General features: G+C 74.1%; 10 protein-coding genes. 4 read left to right on the forward strand and 6 right to left on the reverse strand.

Features of this window, described 5'->3' with window-relative positions; all coding sequences use genetic code 11:
* Nucleotides 1–82 precede the first annotated feature (82 nt).
* From POF43_RS11150 to hemC, 3 genes are all read right to left on the reverse strand, one after another.
* Nucleotides 83–4,318, reverse strand: coding sequence for a WD40 repeat domain-containing protein (locus POF43_RS11150; protein WP_271322539.1), 4,236 nt, complete (start codon nt 4,316–4,318; stop codon nt 83–85).
* Nucleotides 4,305–5,144, reverse strand: coding sequence for a lipase family protein (locus tag POF43_RS11155; protein ID WP_308217733.1), 840 nt, complete (start codon nt 5,142–5,144; stop codon nt 4,305–4,307). Before POF43_RS11155 ends, POF43_RS11150 begins: the two co-directional genes overlap by 14 nt.
* A gap of 994 nt (nt 5,145–6,138) precedes the next feature.
* Nucleotides 6,139–7,107, reverse strand: coding sequence for a hydroxymethylbilane synthase (gene hemC, locus POF43_RS11160; RefSeq protein WP_271312344.1), 969 nt, complete (start codon nt 7,105–7,107; stop codon nt 6,139–6,141).
* Nucleotides 7,108–7,371: 264 nt separating this feature from the next.
* On the opposite strand from hemC, the gene POF43_RS34855 reads away from it, so the two are divergent.
* From POF43_RS34855 to POF43_RS11175, 3 genes are all read left to right on the forward strand, one after another.
* Nucleotides 7,372–11,049 carry a CHAT domain-containing protein gene (locus POF43_RS34855; protein ID WP_271322537.1) on the forward strand — a complete coding sequence of 1,226 codons (3,678 nt, stop codon included), beginning with the start codon at nt 7,372–7,374 and terminating at the stop codon, nt 11,047–11,049.
* A gap of 91 nt (nt 11,050–11,140) precedes the next feature.
* On the forward strand, nt 11,141–11,572 hold the full coding sequence (locus POF43_RS11170) for a hypothetical protein (protein WP_271322536.1): 432 nt from the start codon (nt 11,141–11,143) through the stop codon (nt 11,570–11,572).
* A gap of 61 nt (nt 11,573–11,633) precedes the next feature.
* Complete coding sequence (locus POF43_RS11175; RefSeq protein WP_271322535.1) at nt 11,634–12,569, forward strand: hypothetical protein; 936 nt, start codon at nt 11,634–11,636, stop codon at nt 12,567–12,569.
* Between the two features lie 130 nt (nt 12,570–12,699).
* Here POF43_RS11175 and POF43_RS11180 read toward each other — a convergent pair whose 3' ends face one another.
* From POF43_RS11180 to POF43_RS11190, 3 genes are all read right to left on the reverse strand, one after another.
* Nucleotides 12,700–13,815 carry an epoxide hydrolase family protein gene (locus POF43_RS11180; protein WP_271322534.1) on the reverse strand — a complete coding sequence of 372 codons (1,116 nt, stop codon included), beginning with the start codon at nt 13,813–13,815 and terminating at the stop codon, nt 12,700–12,702.
* Nucleotides 13,816–13,954: 139 nt separating this feature from the next.
* Nucleotides 13,955–15,172 (reverse strand): cytochrome P450, encoded by a 1,218-nt coding sequence (locus POF43_RS11185; protein WP_271312339.1) that lies wholly within the window; start codon nt 15,170–15,172, stop codon nt 13,955–13,957.
* Nucleotides 15,173–15,519: 347 nt separating this feature from the next.
* Nucleotides 15,520–16,146 (reverse strand): TetR/AcrR family transcriptional regulator, encoded by a 627-nt coding sequence (locus tag POF43_RS11190; protein WP_271322533.1) that lies wholly within the window; start codon nt 16,144–16,146, stop codon nt 15,520–15,522.
* Nucleotides 16,147–16,592: 446 nt separating this feature from the next.
* Here POF43_RS11190 and POF43_RS11195 point away from each other — a divergent pair, with 446 nt between their 5' ends.
* Nucleotides 16,593–18,158: a hypothetical protein gene (locus tag POF43_RS11195; protein WP_271322532.1), complete on the forward strand. Its 1,566-nt coding sequence runs from the start codon at nt 16,593–16,595 to the stop codon at nt 18,156–18,158.
* Nucleotides 18,159–18,219: the final 61 nt, after the last annotated feature.

Consider the following 18,219-nt stretch of genomic DNA (forward strand, 5'->3'; position numbering starts at 1 on the left):
CAGTCGTCCACGCCCGTTCCCGGCTCGTACTGTCCCGCTCGCCGGGCTCTCCGGTGAGCGCGGGGGGCGCGGTCGGGCCGTCTCAAGATCCGGTTCGCTGGCCAAAAAGGGCGATATCGTCGCTGAATGAACAGATGATCCGATCGGGTCCGGGAACCGCCACCGCTCCGCACGGTGCGGGCAGTCGCACCACGGCCGCGTCTGCCGGCGCCGCGGGGTCCCACACGCGCACGGTGTGGTCGGCGGACCCGGTGACGACGAGGGGCCGGGTGCCCGCGGTCGCGCAGGCCACCGCGGACACGGTGTCGGTGTGGCCGGTCAGCGGCCGACCGTGCGGCTGGCCGGTGGTGAGGTCCCACAGCCGGACGGTGCGGTCGGCGGAGCCGGTGACGGCGACGGGGCGTCCGTTCAGCACGGTGCAGGCGACGGCGTCTACGGCGCGGGTGTGGCCGGTCAGCGGCTGACCGTGCGGCTGGCCGGTGGTGAGGTCCCACAGCCGGACGGTGCGGTCGGCGGAGCCGGTGACGGCGACGGGGCGTCCGTCGAGCGTGGTGCAGGCCACGGCCCGGACCCACTGGGTATGGCCGGTCAGCGGCCGGCCGTGCGGCTGCCCGGTGGCCAAGTCCCACATACGGACGGTGTGGTCCGCCGAACCCGTGACCGCCACGGGGCGCCCGTACAGCACGGTGCACGCCACCGCCCACACCGGACCGCGGTGGCCGGTCATGGGCCGGCCCAGGGCCAGTCCACCGGCCAGGTCCCACAGGCGCACGGTGTGGTCGGCGGAACCGGTGACGGCCACCGGGCGCCCGTCCAGCAGCCCGCAGGCCACCGCGTGCACCGGCTCCTCGTGTCCGGTCAGCGGGCGGTCGTGGGGCCGCCCCCTGTCCAGGTCCCACACCCGGACGCTGCGGTCGGCGGACGCGGTGACGGCGACCGGCCGCCCGTGCACGGTGGTGCAGGCCACCGCGCACACGGTGTCCGTGTGGCCGGTCAGGGGGTGGCCCGGCGGCTGGGCGGCCGCGAGGTCCCAGGTCCGGAGGGTGCGGTCCGCGGAGCCGGTGACGGCGACCGGCCGGCCGCGCACCGTGGTGCAGGCCACCGCCCGAACCGTGGCGGTATGACCGGCCAGCGGGCGGCCGTGCGGTCGGCCGGTCGCCAGGTCCCACACCCGCGCGGTCCCGTCCTCCGGGCCGGTGACGGCCACGGGGCGCCCCTCCAGCACCGTGCAGGCGACGGCGTGGACCGCGTGGGTGTGGCCGGTGAGGGGCTGCCCGTACGGCTGGCCGGTGGTGAGGTCCCACAGCCGGACGGTGTGGTCGGCGGAGCCGGAGACCGCCACGGGGCGTCCGTTCAGCACGGTGCAGGCGACGGCGTAGACGGCGCGGGTGTGGCCGGTGAGGGGCCGTCCGCAGAGTTGACCGGTGGTGAGGTCCCACAGCCTGACGGTGCCGTCGGCGGAGCCGGTGACGGCCATCTGCCGTCCGTCCAGCTCGGTGCACGCCACCGCCCACACCGGGCCGTCGTGACCGGTGAACGGCTGCCCGTGGGGCCGCCCGCCGGTCAGGTCCCACATCCGCACGGTGTGATCGGCGGAGCCGGTGACGGCGACCGGCCGGTCGCGCACGGTGGTGCAGGCTGCCGCGCACACGGTGTCGGTGTGGCCGGTGAGGGGCTGCCCGTACGGCTGGCCGGTGGTGAGGTCCCACAGCCGGACGGTGCCGTCGGCGGAGCCGGTGACGGCCACCGGGCGCCCGTCCAGCTCGGTGCACGCCACCGCCCGCACCGCGCCGTCGTGACCGGCGAGCGGCCGGCCGCGGGGCCGCCCGCTCCTGAGGTCCCACACCCGTGCCGTGCGGTCGGGGGAGGCCGTGACCGCCACCGTGCATCCCTCGACGGTGGAACAGGCCACCGCCGTGATCGCGTCGGCGTGCCCTGCGAGGGTGTCGAGTGCGGCGGGGGAGACGGTCGAACCCGTGGCGCGCAGCGGGATCCAACACCCCGCGGGGGAACGGCCGGTGAGCGCGTCCCGCAGGGCATCGCCGTTGTAACGGGCCGCGTCCAGGGCGAGGATGCCCCGCCGGTCCGCCGCGGTCGCCGTGCGGTGCGTGCCGATGGAGCAGCGGTAGACCGCGGTGCACAGCCGCGAGGTCTGCACGCGTGCGGTGTGCAGGTGCGGTGTGAGGCTGTCGGGGTCGGCGTGCACCAGGTACTCGGGGTCGGCCAGGACGTCGTCGAGGACCCCGCCCGCGGCGGCGTGCGCCGCCAGATGGCGCAGCGTGTAGGGGTGGGCACGCAGCCAGTCCCGCCCACCGCCGGCCGCGGCCGGCACCCGGCCGGCCAGGGCCCGCGCGAACGCGGCGTGCGCGGCGGTGTCGTCGCAGTCCCGGGTCAGGAGTTCGGCCAGCGCCCGGTGGAAGAGGCGGTACGTCGAGCGGTCGTCCTCGACCGACTCCACGACGTACGAACCGGCCCGCTCCCGCAGCCGGGCGATGTCGGCGTCCGTGTACTGCTGGCCGCTGATCCCGCTCGCCACCGCCGTCCACAGGTCCTCCCAGGGCAGGCCCTGTCCCTGCGCGTAGGCCAGCGGGCGCAGCAGGTCCGTCGCACGACCGACCTCGGCGCCCAGCCGCAGCGCCAGGTCGTCGGCCATGGCGTGCTCGGCGTGCCGGGGCAAGCCCGCGCGCCAGGCGGGGTCCGCCGGGTCCGGGACGCTGGGACGGGCGGCGAGGGTGCCGGCCACGAGGCGGGCGATCAGGAAGGACCGCCCGGCCGCGTCGGCGACCGCCCCGGCCACCGCCTGCACGACGTGCTCGGGGCAGGAGCGGTAGGGCGAACCGGGGTGGGCGGACAGTAGGTTGTGCAGGGTGTAGGCCAGGACCGCCGCGGGGTCCGTGTAGCGGTCGGCGTCGAGGTCCACCTGTCGCTCGCGTGCGAGGCCGAGGCGCCGTAGGAGGTGCGGGCGGGTGCCCAGCAGCAGCCTGATGCGCCCCTCGCCGTGCTCGGCGACCGGTCGCAGGACGTCGTCGCACAGGGTCTCGGGGGTGGCGGCCTCGTCGACGCCGTCGACCAGGACCGTGACCGGATGAGGGCGGGACCGGACCGCCGCCAGCAGGTCGGCGGTGGTGGCGGCCTCCACCCGGGCGGCGGCCGCCAGCGCCTCCAACACCTGGTGGTCGGTCAGGTTCTGTGCGTGGACTGCGACGTCCACCCGCCGCGCCGCCTCGCGCAGCCCGTCCGGCAGATGGAGAGAGGGCCCGGGCACGGAGCTGCCGAGCTGTGGGTGGGCGAGGGCGGCGACGATGCCCAGGACCGCGGTCTTGCCCGAGCCGGGACCGGCGGTGACTGCCAGCACGGGTATCGACGGCGGGCCACCGTCCTCCGCGAGCCAGCGGGTGACGTCGGTCAGCGCGGTGCGGCGGCCCGCGAACCACCAGCCCGACTCCTCGGCTGTACCGTGCGAGCCCTGCGCGCCGACCAGCAGACGGGTGCCGAACTCGACGGCGCGCCGGTCGGCCTGAGCCTGCCGGGCCCGGTCCTGCGGCAGGCCCAGGCGGACGCCGGTCGCCCGCGGGTCGTGGCGCGGATTGGGCAGGAAGGCCGGCACCTCACCGGTGAGCCCTGCCTGGGTCAGGCCGACGCGCTGCGGTCCGGCGGTCTCGTTCATCCGCCGGACCACGGAGTCGAGGGCGAGGGCGACCGGGTGCCGGCCGGCGAGCGCCTCGTCGTCGACCGCGCGGCGCAACAGCGCGGGGAAGGCGCCGGTCACGGCCTGTTCGAGGGCCTGGGCGGAGGACAGGACGACCAGCCCGGCACCGGGGGCCGCCCCCCAGCGGCGGCTCATGCGCTCCAACGCGGCCGCGGTCAGCTCGTTGCCGCCCTGGCCCGAGTAGCAGGTGTCGAGCATCAGCAGCAGGCGGCGCACCCGCGTGCCCGAGAGGATCTTGCGGGCCAGCGTCTCGGTGGGCAGGGCGTCGGCGAGGTCCCCGGGGTCGGTGTCGTGCGTCAGCAGCACGTGGCCGCCCCCCTGGTCCTCGTCCAGGACCTCGCCGTGCCCGGCGACGTACACGGCGACCAGGTCGTCGTCCCGGCGTTCCGGAGAGGTGCAGAACGCTCGCAACCGCCCGGTGAGATGGTGCTGCGTCGGGTCCAGCCCGGGGTCGTCGACGTGCCGGTAGCCGAAGACCCCGGTGAACAGATCGATGATCTCCCGGCGAGCCTCGATCAGGCCGGGGCGGTCCCAGGCCGGTGCGCTGCGGTAGTGGGCGACGGCGGTGGCGATGAGGAACCGCCGCGGCGCCCGCTCAACCCCCGGCATCCAGACCTTCCGCGACAGCCGCCCCGGTCGGCTCGGCGGTCAGGTACGGGCAGGCGTCGTGCGCGTGGGAGCCGTTGGCCACCACCACGGGGCGCACCCGCGGCCCGTACCGGGGGCGCAGGTCCTTCTCCAGCGCCACCACGTCCCCGTGGTCCACCACGTTCGTCCACACCAGCGCCCCGCCCCCGGGCCAGTCGCCGGGCTCGGGGCGCATGCGCCGGCAGACCATCGACACGCCCAGCGGCGACCCGAGGGTCACCAGGGCGCGCACCCGGTGGCCCGGCAGCGCGCACAGGGCCTGGTAGGCGACGACGGAACCCAGCGAATGACCGACCACGACCCGGGTGTCCGGTCCGATCCGTGCCGTGACCCGGTCGATCGCCGCCTGCCGCAGCGCGTCGTCCGTCAGGTAACGGCTGACCTGCTTGAGGTCGAACACCAGCGCGCGCAGGGCGAGGTCGGCGAAGAAGCCGCAGTTCCCCAGGGCGCGCAGCGCGGCCTGCACGGACCGGGGCGTTCGCGCGAGGGTGTCCGCCCCGGGCGCCACAACGCGCTCGTCCACCGCGGCGGCCGCCCGCCACCACGCCAGCAGGAGGTCTTTCTCGAAGCCCTCCTCCACGTCCTCGGCCGTGTACCGCGGATCGCCGACGGCGAGCGTGCTCCCCGGGGGCCGGAACAGGTCCCCGTAGAAGCCCATCGCCACGGCTTGCCGGGCCGGCGGCGCTCCACCCGCGCGGCGTATCCCGTCACACAGTGCCGGGTACCAGTCCTTCAGCAGGCTGTCCTCGCCCAGGGTCTGCTTGCCGACGCCGTGAACCGCCACCACTGCCGCCACAGTCGACCACCCCCTGCCGCGAGTGTACGGCGGGCACCACCCGATCCCGGCTGATTCCGGACATCTCGGGGATGAGCCGGATGACCCCGGTCCGGCGTCGAGGCGGTCGCGGACGAGGCCGGCGCAGTCAGCTGTGTGCTTCCCTCCGCGATCCGAACACGGCGGCCACGCCCGTTCGGCGTGGTCCGGCCCGTACCGCGGTGGTGTGCGGCCCGTCTCAGCCCTCGTGCGGCGTCTTCCTGAGCGCGGCGACGGCGTACGTCGACCTCGGCGACATGGACCGCGAGCGGTGTCCGACGCGCGCCGTCGGCCGCAGCCCGGAGGAGAACGCTCGCCGACTCCTGAAGATGCCCAACGACGCGGTGGAGATCCCCCGGGCCGGCCTGACGCCGGAGGGGACGAGGGAGGCTCGAAGGGGAGTAAGCGCCGTGCCCCCACGAGGTGAACCCCCGCCCCGAACGCCCGCGGCCCGGCGTCCGGGGCCGCTTCGCCGCTCGAACCCGCCGACATCCCGGCCGCCCTGGAGCTGCTCCGCCTCCCCGCCGTCCGCCTCGTCCGGGCCGCGCTGCCGCGCCTTCGTGCCAGCTCGGCGGGACGGATACCGGCGGTCACCGCGAGCGGGGTGAAGGAGCCGGTACCGGGGATCGCGGCACCCAACGCGATCCGGCCGGCATCACCATCACGGTGAACTGCATCGCTCCCGGCCGCATACCGACCGACCGGACGCGCCAGATGTACCCCGAGGGACCGCCGCCCGGCCGACTCGACGAGATCCCGCCGCACCGCTACCGGGAGCCCCGACGACGTCGGCGCGACGGCGGCGTTCCGCGCTTCCGAACGCGCCGCCCACCTCACCGGGGTGACGGTCGACGTCGACGGCGGCCTGGCCGGAACGTTCTTCTGACCCCGATACCGACCTGACCACCCGCCACCGCGTCCGGCCCGGCAGCAGCCCCGCTCCCGCCCCGGACGCCTTACCGTCCGATCAGTGCGGGATGCCCTCGATGATGTCGCGGGCTCCCTGGCGCAGCAGGTCGGCCGCGGCGCGGGCGCCCATGGCCGCCGGGTCGTTGTCGCGCCCGCCGCGGACGTGGGCGTGCACGAGCCGGGAGCCGTCGGGTGAGAAGACCATCCCCCGCAGGCTGAGCTGCCCGTCAGGGTCGGTGACGCAGTGGCCCGCGATCGGGCTGTTGCAGTGTCCCCGCAGGTCGTGGAGCATGACCCGCTCGGCGGTGGCCTCGGTCATGGTCCTGTCGTGGTTGAGCCGACCCACCAGGCGGGCGACCGGTTCGTCGTCCTGCCGGCACTCCAGCCCGAGGACGCCGGCCCCGACGGCGGGCAGCATGGCGTCCGCCTCGAAGACCTGGCGACCCCGGTGGCTCAGGCCGATGCGCCGCAGGCCGGCCACGGCGACGACCATCGCGTCGAGCGGGGTGTCGGTCTTCCGCCTGCCGTCCAGCTTCTCCAGCCGGGTACCGACCGTGCCCCGCAGGTGTACGACGTTCAGGTCCGGCCGGACCCGGTTGATCTGCGCCTTCCGGCGGACCGCCGAGCTGCCCACCTGGGCGCCGGGCGGGAGGTCGTCGAGCGTCCGGTGGTCGCTGCCCTCGGGGAACACCAGTACGTCGCGTGCGTCGTCGCGCTCCAGGTGGGCCGCGAAGACCAGGCCCTGCGGCATCGGCACGTCGCCCGGCACGTCCTTGAGGCAGTGGACGGCCATGTCCACTTCGCCGTGCCGCACCATCTGGTCGATCTGCTTGACGAACGAGCCCTTGCCGCCCAACTCGGCGAGACTTCCGTGCCACTTGTCGGCCTCGGTGGTGACCGGCACCACCTCGATGCCGAGTTCGGGTTCGTGCTTGCGCAGCAGGGCCGAAACCTGGTCCACCTGGGCGAGCGCCATGGGTGAGGAACGGGTGCCGATGCGCAACGTCCGGACCGGGAAGTCGTTCATGTTGTCCTCTCCGCGTTACGGGTCACAAGATACCGGGCGGCGTTGGTGAGCTGGAACGGAATCGCGATGCGCCGGCTGACCGCGCGGTGAGGCATCCACCCGCACGTTGCTACGGGCTCGCCCACGTGTGGGTCGGCTGCGGGGAGAAGGCAGCCGCCCCGGGCCAACCGCCTCCGCCAAGACAGGAGACCCGCACCCCACCTGCGGCAACCCGATGCCCACGATCGCACCGCTCCGGTGACGCGGATGTCGCATGATGGATTCGTGACGAGACCCTTCTTACCGCAGGGCCGGCCCGATCCGTCGCACGGCGGGCCTGTCTGGCCCCAACTCCCGCCGCCCGAGCGGGATCTGCTCGACCGGCTGCTGCTGTTCGCCGGGCCGACGGGCGCGGCGCCGCGTGCGGAGGTGCTCCGGGAGACCCGCACCGCGGCCGCGCGGACGGCGTTGGCCGCGGAGTGCGGCAACGGGCGCTGGAGCGACATCGTCAGCGTGCATCTGCTCGGCCTGCTCGCCTGGACGCTCTGGCTGGTCACCGGCGACGAACGGGAACTCGCGGTCGCGGCGGACTGGTTGGTCATCGTCCGCCGGGCCGACCCGGTCCTGCTGCCGGAGCCGCTGCGCTCCGCCGGCCGGGAGCGGTTCACCGCGGCCGGACTGTCCGGCCTGGTCGACGCCGCCGGCGGCAGGGAGTACGCGCTGACCCTCGCGGCGCGGTTCATCGGCAGCGGGTTGGGCTGGGCGGCGACCCCCGGGGAGACCGAGGCCGTCGCGACCTACGTTCGCGCCCGCAACCTCCTGCGCGACGACGCTCCGGCGGCGGACGAGGAGGTGCGGCAGGCGCTGTCGCTGCTCCCGGCCGGGCGGCACTGGCTCACGCCGTTCGCCCTCGACCTGGCGGCCTGCGCCTGCGGCCTGCGCACCATGGCGGAGGGGGGACTGGCCTCCGAGGACGCGGTACGCCTCGCGCAGCGGGCGGTCGACATCGTCCCCGCCGACCATCCCCTGCTGCCAAAAACCCTCACCTATCTCCATACCCTTCGCGTGGGTCTCCTCGCGCGTCAACTGCGGCCCACCACGCCGGCCCTCGAACCGTCGGCGGCCGCCCGCTGCCGGGAAGTGGTGGAACTGGGCCGCCGGGCGCTGGCGGTGAGGGAGGAGGACGACGAGAAGATCGCTGTCACCCTCAGGACGCAGACCGCTGCACTCTTCCTGCTGCTCAGCTGTGATCCCCGCGATCCGGTGCTGCGGGCGGAGATGACGCGGCACGGCCGGCTCGCCGCCGGGCGGTTGAGCGGCTCGCCGGCCGACGAGGCGGCCGTGTGGCTGGACATGGGCGACCGCCTCAAGCTGCTCTTCCTCTGGACGACCGAACCGGAGCGGCTGGCGGAGATGACCGAAGTGCTCGAAACCGCCTGCCGGGTCGCGCCGGCCGGGTCGGTCCTCGAAGCGAGGGCCGTCTGCGCACTCGGCTGGGCCGAGTTCATCCGGGCGGGGGCGCGCGGCGACCTGACCGGCCTGAACGCGGCGGCGGAGCACCACCTCCGCGTCATCGACCTGCTCGGCCTGCCGGTGCCCGAGGACTCCCCGGACGAGGCGGCGCAACGCGCCCTGGAGCGTACTCGCGCGCTCGCCCAGTTCCAGCAGCTGCTGACGACGCGCGCCGAGCTCATCGGCGACCGCGACTCCCGGATGGAGGTGTTGGCGCCGCAGACCGGTCCGCTGCCCGAGGTGGTCACCGGCACCGGAGACTTCTTCGACCTGCAGATCAGGCGGCAGTTGGCGCAGCAGCGCTTCGCCCAGGCCCAGCAGCTGTTCGTCGCGACCTGTGCCCAGGCCTTCGAGGACCTCAGACCACAGGCCCTCCGCAGGGCGTGCGAGACGCTGCGCGGGGCGGCGGACGAGTACGCCGCAGCCGTACCGGACCAGCGCCACCTGGCCGACGGCGCCCACACGTGGACCGGACACGTCGCCCGTCAGGCGGATGCCATGGAGGCCGAGGCGATCGAGCCGCCCGAGGCGATCGACGAACTGGTGGCCACGTTGGTGGGGGAGGGCGCCCCGGAACTGCTGTTGGACGACGCCCTGTTCGGCCGGGTGAGCGGCGGGCAGCCGGGAAGGGGCGCGCCGGCGGAGGCGGCGGCGGGGCCGGCTGCGGGCGGGACTGCGGACGCCACCCGAGCGCTGCCGTTCCTCAAGGGGCACGAGGTCGCCCGCCTCCGCCTGTCGGTGGCCCTGGGGCAGGCCCGGCAGGCGCTCGGCGCGCGCCGGCGGGGGGAGCCGCACACCGCGGCGTGGTCCCGGGCTCTGGTGTTCAGCGAGCGGGGCTACGCCGATCCGGCCGTTTCACCCCTCAACCTCGTACCGCACGCATGGTTCATGGCCAGGATCGCCGCCCGGCTGGACGACCTGCCGGCGGTGGCGCCGCTGCTGGCCACCGCCGTCCGCGCGACCGCGTCGCTGGCCTCGCCCCGGTTCCGCCGCGCCGACCAGGAGGCGATGCTCACGCTGTACGCCAACGGACTCGGTGACCAGGCGTGCGCCGCCGCGCTCCTGGCCGGCGAACCCGCCGAACGGGCGCTGGCCGTCCTGGAGACGGCCCGCGGCCTGCTGGCCGCCGCCCGGCTGAACTCCATGTCCGACCTCGGCACCCTGCGCCGCGCCTGCCCGGAGGCCGCGTCCCGCTTCGAGGCGGCCACGGCCGAACTCACGGCGGCCCAGGAGGAGACCCCCGCGCCGCGTCTGGCGGCGATGACCCGCCGGCACCGGGCGGCGGACCGGTGGGAGGGCGAACTCGACCGGATCAGGGGTCTGCCCGGCTTCGGGGACTTCCTCCGGCCGCTCGACGCGGCGACGGTACGTTCCCTCGCCGACCACGGACCCGTGGTCCACCTGACGCTGCATTCCGTCCGCTCCCACGCCCTTTTGCTCACCGCCGACGGGGTGGAGGCACTGCCGCTGCCCGGTGCCTCCCCGAGCCGGGCGCAGGAGTGGACGGGCCGCTTGGAGCAGGCGCGAGGGGAGCCGGGCACGACCGGCGCGCAGCAGGTCCGGGCCGTTCTGGGCGAACTGTGGGACGCGGTGGCGAAGCCGGTGCTCGACGCGCTCGGTCTGCGTACCCCGCCCGGAGGACCGGCGGATCGGCCGCGCCTGTGGTGGATACCGTCCGGACAGGCGGTCCTCCTGCCCCTGCACGCGGCGGGCCGCTTCATCCCGCAAGCGGCCTCCCCGGGAACCGTGCCGTGCCAAGCCCCCGGCGACAACGTGCTCGACCGGGTGATCTCCTCGTACGCGCCGACGCTGCGCGCATTGCGCCACGCCCGGCTGCGGGTCGCCCCCGCCGGCCGGCCGGGAGTGCTGGCGATCGCCGTCCCGGGCGGCACTCACGAGCCCGGTTCGCTGCGCTGGGCCGGCCTCGAAGCCCAGGACGTGCTGGCCGAGGTCGGCGCCGGCCGGTACCTGGAACAGGGGGAGGCGACCCTGGCGGCCGTCGGGCGAGCCCTGCGTGAACACCCCTGGCTGCACTTCGCCGGTCACGCCGCGAGCCCGCAGGACGGTCCCCGCGCCGGAACGTCCGGCGGCCTGCTGCTCGGCGACACACTGCTGACGCCGCAGATCGTCGACCGCCTGGCGCTGCCCTCGGCGGAACTGGCCTTCCTGTCCGGCTGCGGCACCGCCAGGGGCACCTCGGCCCTGGCCGACGAATCCCTCCACGTCGCGTCCGCGCTGCACCTGGCGGGCTACCGCGACGTGGTCGGCACGCTGTGGCCGGTCCGGGACCGGGCGGCGGCACTGATCGCCGAGCGGTTCTACGGCGGACTGCGCGCGGGAGCGGTCCGCGGCGGCGCGGCCCCGGCACTCGACGCCGCGGTCCGCGCGACCCGGCAGGAGCAGCCCGCACGGCCCGACCTGTGGGCCGCTCACCTGCACATCGGCCCTTGACCGCCCATGGCCGAACCCCGGCCCCGGACCCCGGTTCCCGGACCAGCGCGCGCCGCGCGGACACGTGCCCCGACGAGACGAGCCCACCGAGATGACCACGCACACGGACGAGTTGCGCCGGCGCTACCGCGCCTTCTTGGCCCCTCAGGACGAACCCGACCAGGTGCCGGCGGGCGCGGAGGCCGCCACGCTCGCCGTTCCCGCGGAGTCCCCGCCCTCGCGCACGGGCCTGCTGGCCGAACTCATCGACCTCTTCAGGCAACGACCCGGCCTCCGCTCCGTCGTCCTGACGGTGGGTGGCGACACGATCGGCGTCGCCCACCGGAGCACGCTGGAACTGTTCGACCCGGACGCGCTCCGCGGGGACTGCCTGTCCGGCCCGATGCCGGGCCCGCCCGTGCGATTCACCGCGCTGTACTTCCGCTGCCCGCACCCGCCGTGCCCGAACCAGAAGATCCTGCTGTTCGTCGACGGAGCGCCGCCGGAATGCGACCGGCACGGCCCGATGATCCAGGAGGCGTGATGGGACCGCGCACCGGCCGGTCTCCGGCTCGCGACCGGACAACGGGGAAGGCGGTTTCGCGGTGAACCTGTCGGCCCTCGCCCAACCCGCCGGATCGGCCGTCTCCGGCAGGTTCTTCCTGGTCTCGACCCTGCCCACCACCCTCGCGGTGACGTACCTGCTCGTCCTGGTGTGGGCGGGCGCGCCCGGCCCGGTGCGGTTCGCGCACGCCTGGCGGACCGCCGCCGGCCTGGGCACCGGGCAGATCCTGCTGCTGCTCCTGGTGATCACCTCGGTCGGCGTGGTCACCATGCCCCTGCAACTGCCGCTGGTCCGCTGGCTCGAAGGCTACTGGCCGGACCGCCTGGAGCCGCTCGCCGGCTTCTGCCGAACACGCCAGGGGAAGCGGCGCGACACCTTGGTCACGGAACTGGTGCCCGGAGCGGACCTCCAGCGTGCGGGCGAAACGGGCCACCGGCAGCGGACCCGCTACCCGGTCGAGCCGCACCGCCTCCGCCCCACCGCCCTCGGCAACGCGCTCACCGCCGCGGAGACACGGGCGGGGCGGGCGTACGGCCTCGACGCCCCGGTCGTCTGGCTCCGCCTGGAGCCGCTGCTGGGCGACCGCATCCGCACCGCGGTGGCCGACCGGCGCGACGCGATGGACGCCGCGACCCGGATGAGCGTCACCGTCGGGCTCTGCGTCCCGCCGACCGTCTGGCTGTTGTGGCGATCGGGCTGGTGGCTGGCGCTGGCCGCGCTGCTCGCCGCGGTCTCCCGACTCGGCTACGTCGCCGCCGTGCACGCCGCCGTCGCCTACGGGCAGTACGTCGAAGCAGCCTTCGACCTGCACCGCTTCGACCTCCTCACCGCCCTCCACCTGCCCCTTCCCGAGGACCGGACGCAGGAACTGGCGACCGGCGCGGCACTCAGCACCCTGTGGCGGCAGGGACACGCCGGACCCCCGCTGTTCCGCTACGACCACGGACCCGGCGACCGGCCGCCCCCGCAGGCATGACCGAAGCGCCGGGACCACGTCGCCGCGTGGATCCACCGCCGGTGCGCGCCGAGGACCCGGCGCCGCGTACCGCGAAAAGGTACGCGGCGTCGGCGCCGGCTCCGTCGGCGACTGGTGCGTGGGCAGGCCGTCAGCGCACGAGTCGGAAGAAGCCGCGGATCTGCTCGACCAGCGAATCCGGCTGTTCCAGTGCGGCGAAGTGGCCCCCGTGCGGCAGTTCCTCGAACCAGCGCAGGTCGGTGAAGCGCAGTTCGGCCTCGCGCCGGGACGGGCGGGTGATCTCGCGCGGGTACACCGAGATTCCCGACGGCGCGGTGACCTTCTCGCCGAAGCGGCCCTCCCAGTACAGCCGTGCCGACGACGTGGCCGACGCGGTGAACCAGTAGACCGAGACGGCGTCGAGGATCTGCTGCCGTGACAGCGCGTCCTCGGGGTGGCCGTCGTTGTCGGTCCAGGCCCAGAACTTCTCGGCGATCCACGCGGCCTGGCCGGCCGGTGAGTCGGTGAGGCCGTAGCCCAGCGTCTGCGGCCGGGTGGACTGCTGGCCGGAGTAGCCGCGGCCGGTGCGCCGGAACTCCTCGGTGGCCTCGCGCGCGGCCCGTTCCTGCGGCGTCGGGTCGTCGAAGGCGCCCAGCGGCGCACTCGCCAGGTTCACGTGCAGACCGGCGACCCGTTCCGGGGCCACCTCACCGAGCGCGCCGGACACCGCCGAACCCCAGTCGCCGCCCTGCGCGCCGTAGCGCCCGTAGCCCAACGAGACCATGAGCCGGTCCCACGCCCGCGCCGTGCGCTCGATGCCCCAGCCGGTGGCCGACGGCTTGTCGCTCCACCCGTACCCCGGCAGCGACGGGGCCACGACGTGGAACGCGTCGGCCGGGTCACCGCCGTGGGCGCGCGGGTCGGTCAACGGCCCCAGGACGTCCAGGAATTCGAGCACCGACCCCGGCCACCCGTGCGTGACCACCAGCGGAAACGCGTCGGGCTCCGGTGAACGGACGTGCAGGAAGTGGATCCCCAGCCCGTCAACGGTGTCGCGGTACTGCGGGAACGCGTTGAGCCGGTCCGCGAACCCGAAGTCGTACTCCTCGGCCCAACTGCGGCACAGCTCCCGCGCGTAGGCCAGCGGCACCCCCTGCGACCAGTCCGCCACCGTCTCCGCCTCCGGCCACCGGGTGCGGCGCAGGCGTTCCCGCAGGTCCGCGATGTCGGCTTCGGTGACGCTGACTTCGAACGGCTCGGCTGTCATGCCGGCTCCTTTCGTCGGTGTGGACGACGTCCCGGTGCGGACGACACCGCGGTACGGACGACGTCCCGGTGCGGACGGCATCCCGGTACGGACGCATCCGCGACGCCTGCCCGGGCGATCCCGTACCCGCGCCCCGCGCTCACCAGGTGACGGGGAGTTCGTGCACCCCGTACACGAGCATGTCGTGCTTGAACCTGACGTCGGACAGCGGTTCCGCCAGCGCGAGCGTGGGGATGCGGCGGTACAAGGTGCTGTAGACCACCTGGAGTTCGACCCGGGCGAGCGGCTGGCCGAGGCACTGGTGGATGCCGAAGCCGAAGGCGACGTGGTGGCGTGCCTTGCGGCGGACGTCGAGGTCGTCGGCGTCGGGGAAGTGGGCCTCGTCGCGGTTGGCGACGGACAGGGCGGCGACGATGCCCTCGCCCTCGCGTATCGTCCGCCCGCCGATCTCGATGTCCGCCAGCGCGACCCGGCGCAGACCGGCATGCACGATGTTGAGGTAACGCAGCAGTTCCTCGACGGCGTTGGCGACCAGGGCGGGGTCGTCGCCGTCGCGGATCTGCGCCAGCTGGTCCGGGCGCTCCAGCAGCGCGACCGTGCCCAGGGCGATCATGTTGGCGGTCGTCTCGTGGCCGGCGATGAGCAGCAACTGCCCCATGCCGGCGATCTGCCGGGCGGTCATCGCACCGGTACGCATCTGCTCGACGACGAGTTGGCTGAGCAGGTCGTCGCCGGGGTCGCTGTTCTTCTGCTCGGCGAGGTCGCCCAGGTAGCCGAGCATCTCCTCGGTGGCCGACACCGCTTCGGCCGGAGTGGAGTCGCGCGCGATGATCGTCCTGCTGATGCGGTGGAAGAGGTCACGGTCGGCGTAGGGCACGCCCAGCAGTTCGCAGATGACCAGCGACGGCACCGGCAGCGCGAACGCCGCGACGAGGTCCGCGGGCTTCGGCCCGGCGAGCAGGTCGTCGATCAGCTCGTCCACGATCCGCTGGACGCGCGGCCGCAGTGCCTCCATCTTCTTGATCATGAAGTTCGAGGTCAGCAGGCGGCGCTGGGCGGAGTGCTCCGGGTCGTCCATGTTGATGAACGCTCTGGAGACCTTGCTCCGGGCGGCCGTCGCCGCCGTGGCGTGCGGGTACCCCGGCAGGCTGTTGTCGACGCTCACCCGCGGGTCGCCGAGTGCGGCCCGGATGTCCTCGTAGCGGGTGAGCAGCCACGGGGTGCTGCCGTCCCACAGCTCCACGCGCGAGATCGGCTCGTTCTGCTGGAGGCCGCCCAGCGCGGGCGGCGGGTCGAACGGGCAGCGGTCGGCACGGGGCATGGGGAAGGCGGGTGCACCGGACAGGGTCTCCGTCATGACATCTCCAAACGTCACTGTCAGCTACCAAACGATTGTTCACACACTTGGCGAACAAATGTTAGGTCGTTCGATGACCAGGTGTCAGGAGGGCGTGGCCGGATCGAGCCACGACAGGTCCTGAGAACGGCGGCCGCAACGTGCCCTCGCCACACGGGAGTTCACCGGAGCGACGGTGCGGGCCCGCCGGCTGCTCCAGGCCCCGGGGGCCAGCGTCCCGGGCCCGCGAGTCCCCGCCGCGTGCCGATCCGGCGGGCCGGTGCGTTGCGGGCCGCGTCGCGGGCGTGGTTGGGGGCGGCCCGGGCTTTCGCCGCCGGGCCGGGAGGACATCACTCAGGTGGTGGGGCTCAGACGAAGACCAGTGCGATGAGGTCGTCGACGAACGCCTTGATGTTCTGGGCGCCGGTCCTGCTCGGCAGGCTGTGCACCAGCGCGACGTGCCCGTGCGCGCCGACGAAGACGATCTCCGCGGCCCGCCGGCCGGGCACGCGCAGCTCGTGGCCGGCTTCGGCGCAGCGCGTGAAGGCGGCGACGAGGGTCTCGACCACCTCCATCAGCGGACCCTCGGGGCGCTCCTCGGGCCCGGGGCGGCTGGCGCCGTTGCTGAGCATCAGCCGGTAGTGGCCGGGGTGGGCGACGGCGAACGCGCAGTAGGCGTGCATCTGCGCGCGCACCCGCCCGACGACGTCCTCGGGGTCGCAGTGCTCGTCGGCGGTCAGCATCAGCGACCGCAGGCGGGCGAACTCGTGCTCCAGGAGCCCGCGCACCAGCGCGGCGCGGTCGGTGAAGTGCCGGTAGATGCTGGCCGGTGCGATGCCCACGCCCCGGGCGACCCCGCGGATGGTCAGCCCGTCCGCGGCGCCGAGCTCGGACAGCAACTGGCTCGCCGCGTCGAGGATCTCGACCCGCAGCCGCTCACCCTCGCCCCAGCGGTTGCGGGTGCGCTGGGGAGCGATGTCTACCTCGTCTGGCACGGGTCCATTCTTACCGGCCCGCGGCCTCCTGCCCAGGAGATGCGCCGGGTGGGTCCCGGCATCGGCATCGGCCCCGGCACCGCGGAGGGTGACGCGGCTCCGGGGATGACGCACCGCGGGGGGTGACGCACCGCGGGGGGACGATGCACCGCAGGGGGTGACGCACCGCGGGGGACGACGCACCGTGAGGTGACGCTCCGTCGGCCACCGGGCGACCCCGCCACCGGCCGCGCCGTTCACGGGCGCCTACGCGTCATCCGCGTCACGTTCGCCGGCACGGCATCCGCGTCACTCGCCGGGCCGCCGCCGGCGCGGAGCTCTTCGCCGGTGCCGGACCGAGCCGGTGCCGGACCAACACCCCGCGTTCACAGGCTGCATGGCCGGGATTACGATTTCTCCACACCTATCGTATTCCCGGGGGGGAACTCATGCGGCGAAGACCGCTCATGCTCGCTGTCGCCACACTCGCGCTCGGGCCCGCGCTGGCCACGTTGCCGGCCGCGCAGGCCCAGGCGGCCACCGGGTCGCTGACGGTGACGACGATCGGGCGGAACGGCGCGAAGGTCAAGGCCGACGTGCAGTTGTACAACACGCGCAGCCAGGCCGTGAAGACGGTCAAGAGCGGCGTGAAGACGTCGCTGCCGACCGGGACGTACATCGTGACGGCGGACATCGAGACGCCGGACAGCGCGCCGGGTGTCATGGGGATGACGGACACGCTGGCGGGGCGGCAGATCACCGTGGCGTCGGGGACGACGCTGACGTTCGACGCGCGCCAGGGCAAGCAGGTCAAGGCGTCGCTGAGCGGCGAGGCGGGGAGCGCCTCGGACTACCAGGGGCAGATCCTGGCCGGGGTGTGCGCCAAGGACGACACCTTGGAGGAGGCGCTCGCCATCAACACGCCGCAGGGGATGTACGAGATCCCCAACTCCTCCAACGCGCTCCAGTTCGCCTGGATGGCGACCTACCTGGACCAGCCGGCGGCCGGCACGGGCGCGGAGTACTACCTGAGCGGGCAGACGACCGGAATGCCGGCCAGTGTGTCGTACGCCTACAGCAGGGCGAAACTCGCGCACGTCAGCGTGATGGTCCGCAGCGGTGAGTCGGTCGGCGGGCAGACGTCGTTCGAGTTCCAGCCGACGCCGCCCGGCAACCTCAGCTGCGAGACCGACATGTGGGGTCCGGCCTACGAGGAGGACGCGCCGGGCTACGCCGTGGACGCCTACGTCTCGCCCGGTACGTGGGAGGCGCGCACCGACGAGTTCAGCGGCAGCGACGACGTGGGAGGCGCGTTCACCGGCGACCACGTGTACGCGGGCGGCAGGACGTACGACGAGACGTTCCAGCGCGCGGTGTTCGGCCCGACCGAGGGTCTGCCGTACGTCGAGGGCCGAGCGGTCACCTACACGCCGTACAACACGATCGCGGACGCGGTCGGCGGCACCGGCGAGTCCCCGTCGACGTACGACACGGTGACGCTGAGCCGCGACGGCAGGACACTCAAGACGCAGAAGCTCACCACGGGGAGCGAGGCGTACCCGACCTTCTCCGAGCACATCACGGCGACGGGCTGGTACGTGCTGAAGGTGGTGGCCACCCGGGTCCGCGCCGCCAACCTGTCCAGCACGGTCTCGCTCGACTGGCACTTCTACGCCAACCCCGCCCACCACCAGGTGGAGCAGGGGTACATCACCCGGCTCTACCCGACCGGGCTGGACCGCCACAACGCCGCGTCGCCCGGCACCACCACACCGGTCACGGTCTACCTGACCCGCAAGGACGGCTACGGCGAGAAGTACGCCGCCGAGACGGCCAAGTCCGTCGCGGTGTACGCCTCGTTCGACAGCGGCAAAACGTGGCACGCCGTGTCGGCGCGCAGGAGCGGCGCCCACTGGCTGGCCGACGTGAAGGAGCCGTCCGCCGCCGGGGCGGTCGCGCTGCGCACGGTGGTCACGGACACCAAGGGCGTGGCCTCCACACAGACGATCTACCGCGCGTACACCGTGAGTTGACCACCCCCATGCAGAACGGCTCCGGCCCGCGCGGACACTCCGCGCGGGCCGGAGCCGGTGG

The organism is Streptantibioticus silvisoli (assembly GCF_027947535.2).
GTDB classification, from domain to species: domain Bacteria; phylum Actinomycetota; class Actinomycetes; order Streptomycetales; family Streptomycetaceae; genus Streptantibioticus_C; species Streptantibioticus_C silvisoli.